The 17,804-nt window shown below is 71.5% G+C and carries 10 protein-coding genes; 4 read left to right on the plus strand and 6 right to left on the minus strand.

Going from position 1 to position 17,804, the window contains the following annotated elements:
* Positions 1 to 12: 12 nt before the first annotated feature.
* Positions 13 to 1,044 carry a LacI family DNA-binding transcriptional regulator gene (locus ACFWGZ_RS21185; RefSeq protein WP_382453264.1) on the minus strand — a complete coding sequence of 344 codons (1,032 nt, stop codon included), beginning with the start codon at positions 1,042 to 1,044 and terminating at the stop codon, positions 13 to 15.
* Positions 1,045 to 1,276: 232 nt separating this feature from the next.
* Between ACFWGZ_RS21185 and ACFWGZ_RS21190 the strand changes: the two genes are divergently transcribed.
* The 4 genes from ACFWGZ_RS21190 to ACFWGZ_RS21205 are packed head-to-tail and all read left to right on the plus strand — an operon-like array spanning position 1,277 to position 5,750.
* Positions 1,277 to 2,533 (plus strand): extracellular solute-binding protein, encoded by a 1,257-nt coding sequence (locus tag ACFWGZ_RS21190; protein WP_382453265.1) that lies wholly within the window; start codon positions 1,277 to 1,279, stop codon positions 2,531 to 2,533.
* Positions 2,534 to 2,542: 9 nt separating this feature from the next.
* Entirely contained in the window at positions 2,543 to 3,478 is a 936-nt protein-coding gene (locus tag ACFWGZ_RS21195; protein WP_382453266.1) for a carbohydrate ABC transporter permease, read from the plus strand.
* A gap of 7 nt (positions 3,479 to 3,485) precedes the next feature.
* Positions 3,486 to 4,373, plus strand: coding sequence for a carbohydrate ABC transporter permease (locus ACFWGZ_RS21200; RefSeq protein WP_382453267.1), 888 nt, complete (start codon positions 3,486 to 3,488; stop codon positions 4,371 to 4,373).
* A 24-nt stretch (positions 4,374 to 4,397) separates the two neighbouring features.
* Positions 4,398 to 5,750, plus strand: a complete 1,353-nt coding sequence (locus ACFWGZ_RS21205) for a GH1 family beta-glucosidase (RefSeq protein ID WP_382453268.1) — start codon at positions 4,398 to 4,400, stop codon at positions 5,748 to 5,750.
* On the opposite strand, the gene ACFWGZ_RS21210 is transcribed toward ACFWGZ_RS21205, so the two are convergent.
* From ACFWGZ_RS21210 to ACFWGZ_RS21230, 5 genes are all read right to left on the minus strand, one after another.
* The gene (locus tag ACFWGZ_RS21210) at positions 5,725 to 7,083 is read right to left on the minus strand and encodes an alpha/beta hydrolase (RefSeq protein ID WP_382453269.1); all 1,359 of its coding nucleotides are present in this window, start codon (positions 7,081 to 7,083) and stop codon (positions 5,725 to 5,727) included. The genes ACFWGZ_RS21205 and ACFWGZ_RS21210 overlap by 26 nt on opposite strands.
* Positions 7,084 to 7,215: 132 nt before the next feature.
* A complete protein-coding gene (locus ACFWGZ_RS21215) occupies positions 7,216 to 9,453 on the minus strand; it encodes a DUF3488 and transglutaminase-like domain-containing protein (protein ID WP_382453270.1) in 2,238 nt (745 codons plus the stop codon).
* Positions 9,450 to 10,586, minus strand: a complete 1,137-nt coding sequence (locus tag ACFWGZ_RS21220; RefSeq protein ID WP_382453271.1) for a DUF58 domain-containing protein — start codon at positions 10,584 to 10,586, stop codon at positions 9,450 to 9,452. The genes ACFWGZ_RS21215 and ACFWGZ_RS21220 overlap by 4 nt, the downstream gene beginning before the upstream one ends.
* Position 10,587: 1 nt before the next feature.
* Positions 10,588 to 11,556 (minus strand): AAA family ATPase, encoded by a 969-nt coding sequence (locus tag ACFWGZ_RS21225; RefSeq protein WP_382453272.1) that lies wholly within the window; start codon positions 11,554 to 11,556, stop codon positions 10,588 to 10,590.
* A 9-nt stretch (positions 11,557 to 11,565) separates the two neighbouring features.
* Positions 11,566 to 17,718 carry an Ig-like domain-containing protein gene (locus ACFWGZ_RS21230; RefSeq protein WP_382453273.1) on the minus strand — a complete coding sequence of 2,051 codons (6,153 nt, stop codon included), beginning with the start codon at positions 17,716 to 17,718 and terminating at the stop codon, positions 11,566 to 11,568.
* Positions 17,719 to 17,804 lie beyond the last annotated feature (86 nt).

The following is a 17,804-nucleotide window of genomic DNA, read 5'->3' on the forward strand; positions in this document are numbered from 1 at the left end:
CGGCGGGCCCGATCAAGATCCGCAGGACTCCCGGACGACGAGCCGGGTCGGCAGCACGACGGGCTCCTCCCGCGCGGCGCCGGAGACCATGGCCATGATCGCCTTGGCGGCCGCCACGCCGAACTCCGGCTTGTCCTGGGCCACGGTGGTCAGCGCCGGCTCGACGACGGAGGCGATCTCGATGTCGTCGAACCCGACGAGCGCCAGGTCGTCCGGGACCCGCACCCCGGCGGCACGCGCCGCGAGCAGCGCCCCGACCGCCATCTCGTCGCTGGACGCGAACACGGCGGTCGGCGGCTCGTCCAGCGCCAGGAGGCGTTGCATGGCAGCGGTTCCGCTCGCCCGGTAGAAGTCGCCGACGACGACGTGCCCGGGGCGGTCCTCGAGCCCCGCCTCCCGCAACCCCGTGCGGTAGCCCGCGAGGCGAGCGGCGGAGGGCTGGTTGTCCACCGGGCCGGTGATCGTGGCGATCCTCCTGTGCCCCAGCGACACCAGGTGCCGGACGGCGTCGCGGGCACCTCCCGCGTTGTCGGAGGTGACGTAGGTGGCGCGGGGTCCGTCGACCGCGACGTCCAGGGCGACGCACGGGACGCCCGACTGCGCGAAGGCCTCGAACGCCTCGGCGTCCGAGCCGCTGTCGATCAGGACCAGGCCGCCGAGGTGGTGGCGGCGGGTCATGTTCACGTAGCCGACCGGGTCCGCGAGCGACGCGCCGACCTCGCGGGCGTCGCCGCTGGTCGCGAGCATCAGCAGGTGGTAGCCGTGCGCGCTGAGCGCCGACTTCAGCCCGATCAGCAGGTCCTGCAGGTACGGGTGCCGCCAGCCGGGCCTGCGGTGGTCGGTGTCCCAGACCAGTCCGATCATCGTGGACTGCTTCATCGACAACGCGCGCGCGGCCTCGTTCGGCCGGTAGTCCAGTTCCTTCGCCACCCGCAGAACGCGTTCCCGCGTTTCCTCGTTGACGGTGTCCGGCTGGTTGAAGACGCGCGACACCGTCGCGACGGACACGCCGCAGAGCTGGGCGATCTCACGCCCGGTCGCCATCTGGCCTCCGTTTCACCGTAAGCGGTTACATCACCGTAGGAGCTGCGCTTCTCCTAGTCAAACGGCTGCCGTTGTTGATCTGTTTATCATCTCGTTACTTGACGGCCACCGCGTAACCCCGTTGTCATAGGCGCCACACATCTTCGTCCGGCGATTTTCAGCGACGCCGGTTCACCGCTCGAAGAACCACCTCTTGGGCTTCAACGCGCCCAAAAATCGACGGAGGCTCGAAATGCGCCCCAAAGCACTCGCCCTCGGCGCTGCCGTGCTGGCGACCGGCTTGGTGCTCAGCGGTTGCGGCAGCGACGCCGCGTCCGGCGGCAAGACCAAGCTGACCATCGGGTTGTTCGGCAACTTCGGCTACGCCGAGCTGCTGAAGGAGTACGCCGCGGCGCACCCGGACGTCGAGATCACCGACCGCACCGCGTCGTACTCCGACCACCACAAGAACCTCGCCGCGCACCTCGCGACCAGCAGCGGCACCGCGGACATCGAGGCGGTCGACACCGGTTACATCAACCAGTTCAAGGCCACGCCGGACAAGTTCGTCGACCTCAACACCAAGGGCGGTGACCAGCTCAAGGAACGCTGGCTGCCGTGGAAGTGGGAGGGCTCGCTCTCCAAGGACGGCAAGCAGATCGGCTACGGCACCGACGTCGGCGGCCTCGCCATCTGCTACCGCCGCGACCTGCTGCAGAACGCCGGGCTGCCCGCCGACCGCGACCAGGTCGCCGCGCTGTGGCCGACCTGGCAGGACTTCATGGCCGCCGGCAAGAAGTTCCAGGAGAAGGCGCCCGACGGCGTGAAGTGGTTCGACGGCGGCCCGACGGTGCTCAACGCGATCGTCGGCCAGGCCTCGGTCGGCTACTACGACAAGTCCGACAAGATCGTCGTCGGCGAGAACAAGGAGATCAAGGCGGCCTGGGACCTCGTCGTCGACGGCGTCAACTCGGGTCTCTCCTCGAAGCTGCTGTTCTCCACGCCCGTCTGGAACACCGGGTTCAAGCAGGGCCAGTTCGCGACGGTGACCTGCCCGGCGTGGCAGATGGCCAAGATCAAGGACCAGGCCGGTCCCGAGGCGGCGGGCAAGTGGGACGTCACCTCCGTCCCCGGCGGTGGCGGCAACTGGGGCGGCTCGTACCTGACGGTGCCGAAGTCGGGCAAGAACGTCGACAAGGCCGTGGAGCTGGCCGCGTGGCTGACCGCGCCCGAGCAGCAGGCGAAGGTGTTCAAGAGCGCCGGGCTGCTGCCGTCGATCCCGAAGCTGTACGAGGACCCGTCGATCGTCGACTTCAAGAACCCGTACTTCAACGACGCGCCGATCGGCAAGCTCTTCACCGACGCGGCGAAGAAGCTGAACCCGCAGTACCAGGGCCCGAAGGCCGGCGACATCCAGACGGCGATCGGCAACGCGATGCAGCGCGTCGAGCAGGGCAAGCAGAACGGCGAGGAGTCGTTCCGCCAGTTCGTCGGCGACGTCCAGAAGTGATGCGCTGACATGGTCGTGAAGGACCTTCCCGCTCTGGACGGAGCGGCCAGGAGGCACCGGTGGGACGTCAAGTACGCGCCGTACGCGTACGTGACGCCGTACTTCCTGATCTTCGGTGTCTTCGGGCTGTTCCCCCTGCTCTTCACCATCTGGGTCTCGCTGCAGGAGCGCAACCTGCTCGACGAGAGCGCCGCCCACCTGGTCTGGTTCGACAACTACGCGGCGCTGTTCGCGGACCCGTACTTCTGGAACGCCATGGGCAACACGCTCAGCCTGTGGCTGCTGACGACGGTCCCGCAGATCCTGTTCGCACTGGGGGTCGCGGCGCTGCTCAACCGCAAGGTCCGGACCCGCACGCTGTTCCGGATGGGCGTGATCCTGCCGAACATCACCTCGGTCGCCGCGGTGACGATCATCTTCGCCCAGCTGTTCGGGCGGGACTTCGGCCTGGTCAACTGGGTGCTGGACCTGTTCGGCGCCGGGCAGATCGACTGGCAGGCGGGCACCGCCACCTCCCACATCGCGATCGCGGTGATGGTGGTGTGGCGCTGGACCGGCTACCACGCGCTGATCTTCCTGGCCTCGATGCAGGCGATCTCGCCCAGCCTGTACGAGGCGGCCACGCTGGACGGCGCGAGCGGCTGGCAGCAGTTCTGGCGGATCACCGTCCCGCTGCTTCGGCCGCAGATCATCTTCACGACGATCATCGCGACCACCGGCAACATGCGGCTGCTCGCCGAGCCGCTGCTGTTCAACCCCGGCGCCGCGGCGGCGACCGGTGGATCGGACCGGCAGTTCCAGACGGCCGCGCTGTACCTCTACGAGCAGGGCTTCACCAAGTACGACTTCGGCTACAGCTCGGCGATCGCCGTCGTGCTGGCGATCGCCACGATCATCGTCGCCGGCTTCGGTTACCTGGTGACCAAACGGATCCAGACGGAGTGAGGACCCCATGACCGCTGTACTGGATCCTCCCGCGCCGGTGCGCCCCACCGGTCCCGTGACGAAGGCGCGCCGGCTCGTCCGGCGCGCCGCCGGACCGTGGACCTACGCTGCGCTGATCGCGGTGCTGGCCGGATCGGCCTTCCCGGTCTACTGGTCGTTCGTGGTGTCGTCGCAGACGCCGGACGCGATCGACAGCGTGCCGCCGGTCCTCGTGCCGGGCGGGCACCTGTTCGAGAACATCGCCCGGGTCTTCGACACCACGGACTTCGCGCTCGCGCTGATGAACTCGATCATCGTGTCGGGCACGGTGACCGTGTCGGTCGTGCTGTTCTCGACGCTGGCCGGGTTCGCGTTCGCCAAGATGAAGTTCCGCGGCCGCAACGTGCTGCTGCTGCTCGTGATCGCCACGCAGGCCATCCCGACCGAGCTCGGCATCATCCCGCTCTACATGATGATGAGCGAGTTCGGCTGGGCCGGCGAGATCCACGCGGTGATCGTGCCGGGCCTGGTGACGGCGTTCGGCGTGTTCTTCATGCGGCAGTACTTCGAGCGCGCGATCCCGGACGAGCTGCTCGAGGCGGGCCGGATGGACGGCTGCCACTCCCTGCGGCTCTTCTGGCACGTGGCGCTGCCCGCGGCCAGGCCGGCCGCGGCCGTGCTCGGGTTGTTCACGTTCATGCAGGCGTGGAACGACTTCTTCTGGCCGCTGGTCGTGCTGGTGCCGGAGAACCCGACGGTGCAGACCGCCCTGTCCACGCTGGCCAGCGGCTACACCACCGACTACACGCTCGTGCTGACCGCCGCGACCATCGGCACGGTTCCCGTGCTGCTCGTGTTCCTGTTGTTCGGCCGCCAGATCGTCGGCGGCATCATGTCCGGCGCCGTCAAGGGCTGAGACCCCCTGCCTGAGGAGACTGTTGTGAGCTTTCCCGCTGGCTTCCGCTGGGGCGTGGCGACCTCGGCCTACCAGATCGAGGGAGCGGCCGCGCTCGACGGCCGCGGACCGTCCATCTGGGACACCTTCGCGGCCGTGCCCGGCGCCGTCGCGAACGGCGACACCGGTGAGGTCGCGGCGGACCACTACCACCGCTGGGCCGAGGACGTGCGGCTGCTCGTCGACCTGGGCGTGGACGCGTACCGCTTCTCCGTCTCGTGGTCGCGGGTCCTGCCCGAGGGCCGCGGCAAGGTCGAGCAGCGCGGCCTCGACTTCTACCGGCGACTCGTGGACACGTTGCGGGACAACGATGTCGAGCCGTTCCTCACGCTCTACCACTGGGACCTCCCGCAGGCGCTCGAGGACGAGGGCGGCTGGCGCAACCGCGACACCGCGGGCTGGTTCGCCGACTACGCCGCGACCGTCCACGAGGCGCTGTCCGACGGCGTCTCGAAGTGGACGACGCTGAACGAGCCGTACTGCTCGTCGGTCGTGGGCTACGCCGAGGGCCGTCACGCCCCCGGCGCCCGCGAGGGCCACGGCGCCCTGGCGGCGGTGCACCACCTGCTGCTGGGCCACGGTCTCGCCGTGCAGTCGATGCGCGCCAACGGCGTGGCCGGCCAGGAGTTCGGCATCGTGCTCAACCAGTCCCCCACCGTGCCGGTGACGGACTCCCCGGCCGACGTGGCCGCGGCCGTCCGCCAGGACGTGTTGCTGCGCAGGCAGTTCACCGACCCGTTGTTCGGCGGCGAGTACCCGCCGGAGATGGAGTCGATGTACGGCGCCCTCACCGACTTCTCGTTCCGGCACGACGAGGACCTGTCGATCATCGGCCAGCCGCTGGACTACGTGGGCCTCAACTACTACTACCGCCTGCACGTGGCGGACGCGCCACACCGCGAGCCCGACCCCGCGAAGCGCACGGCCCACGACATCGGCGTGGACACGTCCCAGCTCCCGAACGTGCAGCGGACGGGGATGGGCTGGCCGGTCGAGCCCGAGGGCCTCACCACCGCGCTGACGGACCTCAAGGCCCGCCACCCGCACCTGCCGCCGATCTACGTCACGGAGAACGGCTGCGTCTTCCCCGACACGGAAGGCTTCCTGGACAACGACCGCATCACGTTCCTGCGCGACCACATCGCGGCCGCGCAGGCCGCCGACGTCGACCTGCGCGGCTACTTCTGCTGGTCACTGCTCGACAACTTCGAGTGGGCGCACGGCTACAAGCACCGCTTCGGCCTGATCCACGTCGACTACCAGACCCAGGAGCGCACCCCGCGCGCCAGCTACCACTGGTACCGCGACTTCATCAAGGCCCAACGGCAGGACAGCTAGCCACCGGAGTCCTCAGGTTCAGCAGGTACTCGTCCACTCCGGCGCGCGCGCAGTCACTGGCGTCGTAGGCGACGTGGCCCCACCCCTCGTACGTGAGCAACACGGTGTTGCGCGGCGCCTGCCGCTGCATGTTCACCGCCCACGCGTACGGGGTGGTGGGGTCGTGTCGTCCGTTGACCACGAGGATCGTGGGCGCCTTGCCGATGTCCCACCGGTGAGGCGGGTTCGCGGGGGGTCCCGCGATACCGGCGCACGCCATGACCTCGTCGTGCCCGAGGAAGCTGCCGCGCATGATCGGCGACCTCCGCAGCTCGTCCGCCCGCATCCGCGCGTACTCCCGGAAGCTGTCGAGTCGCAACGAGAAGTCTTGACACACCGAAGCGAGCCGCACCGACGAGTAGTTCGGCTGGATGTCCGCCGCCCGGAACGCGGGGAGATCGGCGATGAGGCCGGCGGCCCAGCCCCAGTCCGGTTCGCGCAACGCGTAGTACATGCTGTCGAGCAACCCCTGCCGGCCGTTCGGCCGGCTGTCGGCCCGCACCAGCGCCGCTTCCCAGGCCTCGTACACGTCCTGCCCGTGCAGGACGCAGGACTCCGTGCGGTCGCACCACCGTGCGAACTCGGCGAACGCGTCGTCCGAGGCCGCGGCCCGGTCGCCGACGAACCTCAGCACGTCGGCGCTGTGGTCGACGACGCTGTCCAGCGCCACGGCCCGGACCCGGTCGCCGAACATCTCCGCGTAGGCCTGCCCGTACACCGTGCCGTAGGACAGCCCGAAGAAGCTGATCTTGCGTTCTCCCAGCGCCCGCCGCACCGCGTCCATGTCCCGCGCGACCGCTGCACCGTCCGCGTTGTCGAACACCGGTCCGCTGCGCGCACGGCACTGGGACACGACTCGCCGGTTGTACCGCAGCACCGCCTGGAACCCGGCCTCGTCGGACGGGTAGATGTCCGGTGCGTCCGACATCAGGTCGTCGCACAGGATGGGCGACGTGTTCCCGGTTCCGCGCGAGTCGATGCCGACGATGTCGAACCGAGCCCTGAGCTCGGGGCTGAACACCGGTGACAGCGCGAACAACGCGGCCGAGCCGCCGGGACCGCCGGGATCCACCATCAGGACCCCGATCCGCCGGGACGGATCGGTCGCCCGGTGCCGCGCGACGGCGACGTCTATGCGCTGCCCCCGCGGCTTGTTCCAGTCCAGCGGCACGCTCAGCGTCCCGCACTGGCCTTCGAGGCCGTCCGGGCAGGCGGCCCACTCGATGGTCCGCGTCCGGTCGACGGGTTCGGCACCGGCCGAACCAGCGCCGGCCACCACCAGCACGGCAGCCATGAGCGCTCGTGTCATCCGCACGATGTCTCCAACCTCCCTGTGGGCGACATTCCCGGAAAGACAACTCCATCGGCACAGCGAGTTCAACCCGCAACCGGCCAGGCTGCTTCCGGGGGACCGGCCCGCGGGCGGCTACCGGGCCCTGGCGGGCAGGAACGTGCGGACGTCGAGCGCCGCGAGCCACCGCCGCCAGCGCGGTACCGCCGTGCGCATCCGCCGCCGGGCGTCCCGCACGGCCGACCAGTACGCGTCCACGTCCGCCTGGTCCGGGGTGCCCGGACCGAACACGGTGGAATCCGCCTGCGCGGCAAGGCTTCCGAGGCCGAAGCGCGCCAGCAGGTTCGCCTCCTGCCGCCGGGTCAGCCCGCGCGGCACCCGTGCGCCCAGGTCCCTGGCCTGGTCGACGAGCTCGCGCCAGCCGGTGGCGAACCGCGTCGCGGTGCTCCCCCGCGTCCGGCGGCGGTGCCGGCGCACGGCCTTGCCACCGACGATCAGGCCGACGACCGCGGCGACCGGGAGCACCACCGAGCCGACGTCGGCCAGCAGTGCCATGAGCTTCCCGAGCAGTCCGGAACGGCCGGGGTCGCCGATGCCGACGCCGGACGCGTCCGTGCGGCTCGCGTCGACCAGGGAGCTGGGCATCTTCATCGTGTTCGGAGGCGGCACGACGGAGGCGTCGGTGTTCTCGATCTCCTGCGGTGGCTGGTGGTCCGGCCGCTTCGACCGGTCGGGCATGTACTCGGTGTTCGGGACGACCGCCCAGGTGCCGTCCGCCAGGTGGATCTCCACCCACGCCTGCACGTTCTCGCCGCGCACCACGCCGCCCGCACCGGGCACCGCGCCCAGCACGACCCTGGCCGGCATGCCGATCTCGTTGGCCACCAACGCGTACGCGGCCGCGTACTGCTCGTCGTTGCCGGCCGGGCGCTTGGCGTTGAAGAACGCGGTCAGCCGGCCGGTGCCGTGCCCCGGCAGGTACTCCGTCTCGCCGGGACCGCCGTCGGTGTAGGCGCCGTTGTCGCGCAGGTACGCGGCCGCGGCCCTGAGCCGTTCGGCGGTGCTCGACGCACCGCTGGTCCACTTCGCGACCTTGCTGCGCACGAACGCGAGGTCGGCGGTGCGGACGGTGGGAGGCCCGAACGGCTGGGCGTCGTCCGGAACCCCCTGTGCCGTGAGGACCGTGCGCAACGAGTACGTGTCGCCTTCGCGCAGGCGGTCGGCGACGATGCCGGACGAGGTCGCGAGGTTGTAGCGCAGGCTCTCGGTGTGGCCGGCCCTCCGGTCGCCGGTGAACGCGATCTCCCTTGCCCGGCCCGCCGTCGGCAGCCACGCGCTCAGCTCGTCGGCCGTCGCGTACGCCGCCTCGATCTTGATGGTCACGTCCGCCTCCGCACCGCCCCCGGTGACGGGGATGCGCACGCCGACGCGCTGGAAGTTGTTGCGTTGCACGGGGCCGAGCGTTCCGGACGGGTCGTTCGTCGCGCCCCAGACCCGGCCGTCGTAGCCGTCGAGCGTGGCGATCCGGACGCGTTCGCCCGCCGGCAGCCCCTCGACGGTGAAGAGCGTCTGGTCCCACAGCTGGTTGGCGTCCTTGGTGTGCTTGCGGTAGCCGACCAGCGGGCTCGCGTAGGCGCCGATCTCGAACGGCGGCTCGACGTAGTTGCGCAGCACCAGGCGGTTCGCGCTGCCGGTGCCGGGCAGCACCGGTGCGACGAGCAGGGCGAGGCCCGCCGCCACGCCCACCAGCACGACCGCGGTCACCGCACGGATCCGGCGCAGCCCGCGCACGCCGGTGCGGTGCCGCGCCGACCGCAGCGCGAGCCAGCCCGTGGCCACGGCCGCGAACACCGCCCCGAGCACACCGGCCGCCTCGCCGGTGCCGAGCAGGACCACCGCGGCCAGCACGGCGAGCGGGGCGGCCAGCGGCGCGCCGCTCAGCGACACCCGCCTGGCCAGCGTGAAGCCGCCGGCCCCGCAGAGCAGTCCGAGGATGTACGGCAGCACCAGCAACGGCCCGGACCCGTCGACCGGGGGCAACGTGGTGAGCAGCTGCTTCCAGCCGTGCACGCCGACGCCCGCGAGTCCGGCGAGGGTGTCCGGCGTCGGCACGCCGCCGGTCTCGCGCATCGCCACCGCGCCGCCGAGCAGGAAGAACACGGCGACGGTCATCGCGGCGACAGCGATCATCGGGCGGCGCAGCACCGAGGCCAGGTGCCCGACGAGGGCGCCGAGCACGAGCCCGATGCCGCCGACCAGCAGGAAGCCCCAGCCGGTGTAGGTGGTCCGGAAACCCAGGAGCGCGACGGCGAACAGCGCGCACAGGAAGGCGGCGTCGACGAGGTCGTCGCGGCAGGGCACGAGTCTGGTCACTGCAGGGTTCCTCCCGCCAGCAGCGCCGGCAGATCACCGAGCTGTCGCAACGTGAGCACGGAGAACGCGGTGCTCGCCGCCCGCGTGGTGCGCCCGGCCGGGTCGACCCGCAGCACGACCTTGCGCACCTCGGCCGGGAACGCCGACGCCGCCAGGCGCAGGTCCGCGTAGCTGTGCCCGGCACCGGTGAGAACGACGACGAGCGTGGCGTCCGGTGCGGCCGCCGCGGCACGGCCGGCGGCCTCGCCGAGCGGGGGCCCGCCCGGTTCGGCGCGGGCGAACACGTCGAGCACGTGCTGGGCCTTGCCCGAGACGTGCCCGGCGGCGACCACAGTGGTGTCGATCTCGTCCAGGGTGGCGCGCTTCACCACGGAAGCGCCTGCCGACAGAGCGGTTTCGAACGCCTCGGAGTCCGGATAGGACTGTTCGGCGCCGTCGACGACCACGACGATGTGCGCACGCCGCGAGTCGAGGTACTGCCGCACCAGGAACCGTCCGTCCTGGGTGGACGAGGCGAGCTTCGCCGTGGAACGCCAGTGGATGTGCCGGCGGTCGTCCCCCGGCGCGTACTCGCGCAGCGCGTGGAACGCCAGGTCGCTCATCGAGACGTCGTTGGTGGTGCAGCCCTCCAGGTCGCGCAGCAGGCCGGTGCCGAGCGGCTCCAGCGGCACGGTCACCGGGTGCACGAACACCTCGATCGCCTCCTTCTCCACCACCGCCCGCCGCACCAGGCCGAGCGGGTCGCCCCGGACCGTCGTGGCCGGCCCGACCGCGATCACCCCGCGCCGCAGCCCGGCGATCTCGACCTCCCGGCCGCGGTCGAACACCTCGACGCGGTCCCGCCCGATCGGCAGCTCCACCTCGGGCGCGAACAGGGTCCTGCGGCCGCGGTGCTCGACCTCGACCGCGCACCGCGTCGACTCGTCGGGCCGCAGGCGGCGCCGGGCGACACCGACGTCGACGCGCACCGCACCACGGCCCAGCGTCAGCCCTGCGGCCAGCACGAGCACCAGCACCCCCGTGGCGCCGAGCAGCACGAGCTCGTCCCACCCGAGCACGGCGCCGAGCACCCAGGCCGCCACGGCCGAGACGGCGAGCAGCCGCCCCGAGGGCGAGATGGTCTCGAGCCACACGTCAGGCTCCCCGCCGCACGGGCGGTTCGATGTCCGCGAACAGCGAGTCGACCACCTTCTCGACCGTCGCGCCGTCGAACTGCGCCTCCGGGTGCAGCAGGATCCGGTGCCCCAGCACGGGGTGCGCCAGCTCCTGGACGTCGTCCGGGACCACGTGCCCGCGCCCCTGCGACAACGCCCACGTCTTCGCGACCCGCACGTACGCGAGGCACCCGCGCACCGAAACACCCAGCCGCACAGCGGGATGCGACCGCGACGCCTCGGCGATCCGGCTGACGTACGCGAGCACCACGGGGTCGACGTGCACCTGGTCGGCCAGCGCGGTCAGCTGCGCCACCGCGTTCGCCGCGATCGCCGGCGGCACGTGCGCCGACCGGTCCCGCGTCGCCGCGTCCGCCAGCAACGCCACGGTCGCGTTGTGGTCCGGGTACCCGATGCTGGTCTTCATCAGGAACCGGTCGAGCTGCGCCTCGGGCAACCGGTACGTGCCGGCCTGCTCGATCGGGTTCTGCGTGGCGATCACCATGAACGGCGACCCGACCGGGTGCGTCTCGCCGTCGACGGTGATCCGGCCCTCCTCCATCACCTCCAGCAGCGCCGACTGCGTCTTCGGCGAGGCGCGGTTGATCTCGTCGGCGAGCACGATCGACCCGAAGATCGGCCCGGGGTGGAACCGGAACACCCCGCGCTGCTGGTCGTAGATCTGCACACCGGTGACGTCCGACGGCAGCAGGTCGGGCGTGAACTGGATGCGGGCGCTGGTGCCCTGCACGGTGTTCGCCAGTGCCTTCGCGAGCGAGGTCTTGCCGGTGCCGGGGTAGTCCTCCAGCAGCAGGTGGCCGTCGGAGAGCAGCGCGGTGAGCGCCAGGCGGATCACGTGCTCCTTGCCGGAGATGGCCCGCGAGATGTTCAGCACCATCTGCTCGAAGGTCTGCGCGAACAGCCGAGCCTGTTCGGGGGTGACGGTCATGACGGTCCTTTACCAGTAGAGAGTGCCGCGAACACCGTTGCAAGTGGCCCATACATTCGATTTCGGCCAGCCGTAGTAATTCCTGGTCTGCCGGGTTTCATTCGGGCCGAAGTTCTCGGTCACGAATCCCGCAGCGGTGTGGTCGCTGTCGAACGTGCACGTCACGTTCCCCGAGAAATTCGCCGTCTGCACCACGATGTAGGCACATGATGTGGATGTGCAGTTCGGAGCGCACGCGGAGCCGCAGGGGTTGCCCTTCGACAAAGTCACGGTGGGTGGTGGCGGAGGCGGTGGTGTGGCCTGCTGCCGGGACTGGCTCAGCGAGGGCCGACCCGCGTCCGACACCGTCACGGAAACCGTCACGTTCTGCGAGTACCCGACGTCCTGGCTGCCCGACCAGCTCCAGCCGCCGACCCCGGTGGTGAACGACTGGCTGAACCCGCGGTTCGTCGTCACCTGGACGTTCGCCGGCTTGCCGTTCGGGTTGACCGACACGGAGAAGTTGACGACCGTCGCGTTGTTGTTCGACGTGTTGAGCGTGAGATCGCGCATCGGCCCGTACGTCGTCACCCCGGCGGACACCGCGCTGTTGCACGGGTTTCCGGCGTAGGCCCCGCCGCCGCTGCCGTTGCACGCCTGGAGGCTGATCGTCACCGGCTGCCCGTTCGGCAGCCCGGTCACGGTCTGCGCGGCCCCGGCCTGCCCGCCGGCCGGGTACGTCCAGGTCCCGCAGGACCCGCCGGACCACGTGCAGCTGACGGTGTTCGACTTGCCGTGCGAGGCGCCGACGTCGAACCGGAGCGTCGCCTGTCCGTCGGAACCGGTGGCGGTGGCGGAGAACCCGGTGATCGGGTCCGGGGTGGCGGTCGCCTCCATCTGGGCGGGTGCGCTGGCCGGCGAGGTGTGGCCGGCGGGTTCGGCTTCCGCGGCGGCGTTGGCGGCGACGACCGAGTAGCTGTAGATCGTGCCGTCGTTCTGCAGGCCGTCGTCGACACACGTGGTGGCGGTGACCTTGGCGCACACGGTCTTGGTGCCGCCGCCGGTGCGCGTGAGCGTGTACGTGGCAGGGCCAGGACCGTTGGCCCCCACCGCACCCCACGACACGGTGACGGCGCGGGTCTGCGCGTTGGCGGCGTTCGTGGCGGTGAACGATGGCGCACCGGGGGCCTCCGGCGCACCGGCCGACTGGCCCTCGACGGTGACCGCGGGACCGGGGCCCTGCGAGTTGACCGCGATGATCGTGAAGACGTTCCGCGCGTCGTTGTCGAGTCCGGAGGCGACCACGCTCGTCGCGCCGCCGGGTGCGGTCGTGCGGCCACCGCCCGACCACGAGATCTCGTGCCTCAGCACGGGAGTGCCCTCGTTGGGTGCGGCGGTCCGGTTCAGCTTCAGCGTGCCGTCGCGCGGTTCGGACGTGCTGAGCCCGGAGACGGCGCCCGGCACGGTGTTCGGCTGGGCCGGCGCCGACGACCCGCTCGGCTTGCCCCAGCCCACGAGGTTGTGGGCGCGCACCGTGAACGTGTACTCGGTGCCGTTGGACAGGCCGGTGATCGTGCACGGCGACGCGGCGCAGACCTGCTTGCCGCTGCCGTGGTCGACCTCGTAGGAGTCGATCGGTGCGCCGTTGCCCGAAGGCGAGCTCCACGACAGTTCGACGACCTTGCTCAGCACCGTGCGGCCGGGCACCGGAACGCCGGGCGCGTCGGGCACGCCGAGCACGTTCAGCCGGATCCGGCCGGTGACCTTGCGGTCGTCACGGCCGGTGTCGGCCACGTCGGTCACGACGACGTTGAAGTCCATCGCACCGTGCGCGTCGGAGTTCGGGGTGATGCGCACGGTCGAACCGTCGTTGCGGGCGTCGGCACCGGCACCGGCCACCTGGTTCACCGAGACCACCGAGATCTTCGGGTCACGCAGCTGCGACCGCACGTACGAGACGAGGTCGACCGTCGCGCTGTCACCGGCCTTCACGCCGTCCAACGTCACCGGCGAGACCGTGGGCGGCAGCGCGGCCGCGACCTTCACCGCGAGCTTGCCCTTCGGCCCGTCGCCCGCGCCGACCTCGATCGTCCCGGTCGAGCCCGGCTTCGCGCCGCCGGCGGCCGTGACGGTCAGCGTGCGTTCGCCGGAACCGTCCAACGACACGCCGTCGGGCTGTTCGAGCCACTTCGCCTGGTACCTGACCTCGCCGAGCTTCGACCGGTCCGCCACCCACACGTGGCACACGGCGGTGACGTCGACCTTCACCGGGAGGCCTCCCTCGACGACCGGCAGCGCCGACGACGGGCAGCGCAGCACCGGCGTGTCCGGGCCCACCTGCACCGGCACGGTGATCAGGCCGACCTCCGCCTCCGGGTCGGTGAGCGAGGTGCCGTCGGTGACCTCGAACGTCACCGCGGCCGGTCCGACGTACCCGTCCCGCGCCGTCAGCACGAGGCCGGTGTCGCCCTCGTTGCGGACCTCGAGGCCGGCGGGCGCCGCGGTCACCTTGTCGGTGGTGGTGAGCTTCGGCTGCTTGCCGGACGGGACGTCGACGTAGTCCTCGACCCGCACGGTGATCGAGCCGTCCGCGGGGACGGAGATGAGCTTGTCCGCGATGGCCCGCGGGGCGCCGGTGCCCTTGGAGGGCACGTGGATCAGCCCGGCGGCCGTCGCGCCGGAGGCGTCCTCGGCCTCGTAGGCGATCGTGCGCGGGTGGTCGCCCACCGGCACGGTGACCTTGCGCCCGGACACCTCGGCCTGGTCGTGGAAGACCTTGCTGATCTTCACCTCGCCCGCGGGTCCGTCGGGGTCGGCGACGGCGGGGCCGAGGTCGACCTCGACCGTGCTGTCCTCCTTCTTCACCACGGGGAACAGCTCGCCCGCGACCGGCGGCACCTGGTAGCCGTCGCGGCTGCGGACGGTCAGCGTCGCGACCGACGGCTGGCCGAGTCCGTTGGTGATGGCGTAGGCGATCACCAGCGGTTTGCCGGTGAGGTCCGGCGCGGTCAGTTCGACGCGGCCGTCGGTCGCCTTCACGTCACCGGGCAGCGACGGGTTGCGCGCGCTCAACGGCTCGACGGTCACCGTGTCACCGGGCGCCTGCACGTCGTTGGCCAGCACGTTGACCGCGAGCCGTGCGCCGGGTGCGGCGGTCACGACGTCGTCCACGGCGACCGGGGGCTGCGGGTCGCCCGGCGGCACCACGGCCACGCGGATCAACGACTGGCCGGTGCGGCCGTACCCGTCGGTGACCACGAACGCGAACGCGTCGGTCCCGTTCGACGTCGGGAAGGCCTCGTAGGTGAGGCTGGTGCCGGAGATCCCGACGACGCGGCCGATCTTCGGCGCCGACGCGATGCCGGTGACCGCGACCGAGTCGCCGTCCGGGTCGGCCCCGCTCGACGGCACGGTGATCGTCACGCGGTCCCCGGCGACCACCCGCACCTCGACCGGTTCCGGGGCGGGCGGCTGGTTCGGGTTCGCCGGGGTGGGCGCCGGGGTGACCGTGACGTGCGCCTTGCCCTCGGCCTGGTCGCCGTCCGGGTTCTGAACGACGTAGGAGATCTCGGCGGTGAGCGGCGCGTCGACGCGGTCCGGTGCGACGTAGCGGACGACGTCGCCGGAGACGTAGGCGGTGCCGGCGTCGCGGCCGTCGAGGGCCCGGACGGTCAGCCGGCCGTTGCCGGGCGCGCCCTGCACGTTGGCCTGCAGCGTCAACGGCGCTCCGGCGGGCGAGATGTCGTTGTCCAGCACCGGGATCGTCGTGGAGTCGCCGGCGCGCGCCGCCGCTCTGTCGTCCTTGGGGACGGGGGTGTCGTCGGCGGGCGGCGGGAGCTGCGTGACGGTGACCTCGCCGGTGACCGGACCGGTCACGCCGTCCGTCACGGAGTAGCGCACGACCTGCGGGTTGCGGTCGAGGACGGGCGCGGTGGCGTTGATCCGCAGCCACCGGCCCTTGACGACGGCGACCTCGAGCCGGCCGGAGGTGCTCTCGGCGTGCTGCACGCCGAGCAGTGCGCCGGCGGGGCTGAAGTCGTTGGCCAGCACGTCGGTGACCACCGGTTCCTGGCCGCGCACGACCGCGTTGTCCGGCATCGCGACCGGCGGCAGCGGTGCGGCGGGGGCGGCGGCGACGTCGATCCGGATCGCGCCCTTCGCGAACGGCGCGTTGCCGAACGCGGCGGTGTAGTCGAGCGGGAACGTGCCCGGTTTCGTCGCGGTCAGCGTCACGAGGCCGGTCTTGGTGTCGGTGGTGATCGTCGCGCCGGCCTGCGGTGCCACGTCCGCGGCGAGCCGCAGCACGGCCGCGGGGTCGACCGGGTCGGCGCCGGGCAGGTCGTTGTCCAGCGGGCGGACGAGCACCGGTGTGCCGACCTGGCCGCGGGCGACGTCCGGGCGGGCGACCGGCGGCACCGCGGTGGGGGCGGCCGCGTCGAGCACCCTGACGCGTTCGGTGCCGGCCACGGCGTTCGCGATGCCGTCGGTGACCTTGTAGTCGAGCTGCTGCTGCCCCGCCTGCACCGGTGCCGCGTACTCGACGAAGCCGGTCGTCGTCGTGGTGGCGACGCCGGCCTTGGCACCCGCCTCGGTGAGCACGACGGGGTCGCCGTCGAAGTCGCGCCAGTCCGCGAGCACCGGCAGCGTCAGCCGTCCGCCGGACGCGACCGACCACTCGTGCGGCTCGGCGCCCTTGCGCACGGCGGGAGCCTCGTTCTGCGTCGCGCTCCGGACCTGCACGGTGACGGCGGCCGTGGCGTTGAGGCCCTTGCCGTCGTCCACCGTGTACTTGAAGTGCGCGTCCTGGGCCTGCTCCGGCAGCGTCACCTCGACGGTCTGGCCGTCCGGGGCGATGGCGAGCGCGACGTCCTTGCGGTCGAGGTCGCTGACGGCGGTGACGGACAGGATGTTGCCCGCAGGGTCGGAGTCGTTGTCGAGCACGTGCAGCACCGTGGTGCGGCCCGGCCGCGCGCCCAGGGTGTCGTCGGTGGCTTTCGGCGGCTTGTCCTTCGCCGACTCGGTGGTGTTCTCGTTCTTGTCCTTGTCGCTGGAGTTCTGCTCCGGCGGCGGTTTCACCGACTGCCAGTCGTCGACCTTGCGCTGGGTGCTCAGGTCCCACACACCGCCGGTCGCGACGTCGTTGAGCACGATCGCCTTGCGGTTCATCCGGAACACCGGCTGCACCAGCGCCTTGGCGTCCTTGATGTTGCCGGCTGCCGCCTTCTTCCCGTCGCACGAGCGGAAGTAGCCGCCGGACGCACCGGCCCACGCGGCGTGCACGCACCCGCCGAGCCGCACGGGTTCGGCAGGGGCGCCGTCGACGCCCTCGTGCAGCGTCGCCGTGCCGTCGCCCGCCAGGTCGAACGTCCTCAGTTCGCCCCTGGTGGCCACGACGACCGCGGCCGCCTCCGGTCCGGCGTGCTGCAGGACCGCGTCCTGGCCGGTCTTCGCGGTGCGGCCGCCGGGCAGGGAGAGGGTGCCGGACTCGGCGTCGAGCACGACGGCCTGCCCGCCGACCGCGGTGATCCGCGGGTCCTTCGGCTTGGCGACCTCGCCGTACTCGGGTTCGCCGAACGCGCTGTCCTGCGGCGCCACCCGCACCGTGCGGCCGTTGGCGGACACGGCGTGCACCGTGCCGTCGAGCCCGACGGCGAGCGCCGCCGCTGCGGCCGCGTCGAGGGTGGCGAGCGGCGGAGTCTCCTGGCTCAGCTGGTCGAGCGCGCTCACGCCGGCCTCGGTGTCGACCCGGCTCGCCCACACCTTGCCCGCGGCGGGGTCGAGCACGGCGAGTGTGCCGCCCGCGAGCGCGACCTGACCTCCGCTGGGCAGGGCGAGCCCGTGGTCACCCAAGGTCACCGAACGCGCGACGTCGACCGGGTACAGCTTGCCGCCCGCGCGATCCCGCGCGACCACGGCGGCGGCGTCCTGGACGACGTCGAGCTGGTAGTTGCGCTGCGCGCCACCGGGTGGGTTGAACGCGGCGTCGAGCGACCCGACCGGTTTGTTGAGGCGGCCGAACAAACCGTCGCGGTCGCTGGTGACCCACACACCGCCGTCGTCGAGGTCGACCTGGCGCACCGGATTTCCGGTGGACGTGAACGCATAGGCGACGAGAGAGGTGGCGGCGAGGACGAGCACCGTTGCGGACGCGAGCGTCGTTCGGTGCTTCTTGAAGAATCCCACTGTTTCCCTCACTGCGGTCGCATGCGTTCGCCGTCGGTTCCGTCAACCGCCTATCGGGCCGATCCGGGAATTCGTTGCAGCATTCA

The organism is Lentzea sp. NPDC060358, assembly GCF_042725365.1.
Taxonomy (GTDB): domain Bacteria; phylum Actinomycetota; class Actinomycetes; order Mycobacteriales; family Pseudonocardiaceae; genus Lentzea.

Coding starts and splice junctions, on each gene's coding strand:
- ACFWGZ_RS21185 (WP_382453264.1), bottom strand. CDS start 1,044: ATGGCGACCGGGCGTGAGATCGCCCAGCTCTGCGGCGTGTCCGTCGCG.
- ACFWGZ_RS21190 (WP_382453265.1), top strand. CDS start 1,277: ATGCGCCCCAAAGCACTCGCCCTCGGCGCTGCCGTGCTGGCGACCGGC.
- ACFWGZ_RS21195 (WP_382453266.1), top strand. CDS start 2,543: ATGGTCGTGAAGGACCTTCCCGCTCTGGACGGAGCGGCCAGGAGGCAC.
- ACFWGZ_RS21200 (WP_382453267.1), top strand. CDS start 3,486: ATGACCGCTGTACTGGATCCTCCCGCGCCGGTGCGCCCCACCGGTCCC.
- ACFWGZ_RS21210 (WP_382453269.1), bottom strand. CDS start 7,083: ATGGCTGCCGTGCTGGTGGTGGCCGGCGCTGGTTCGGCCGGTGCCGAA.
- ACFWGZ_RS21225 (WP_382453272.1), bottom strand. CDS start 11,556: ATGACCGTCACCCCCGAACAGGCTCGGCTGTTCGCGCAGACCTTCGAG.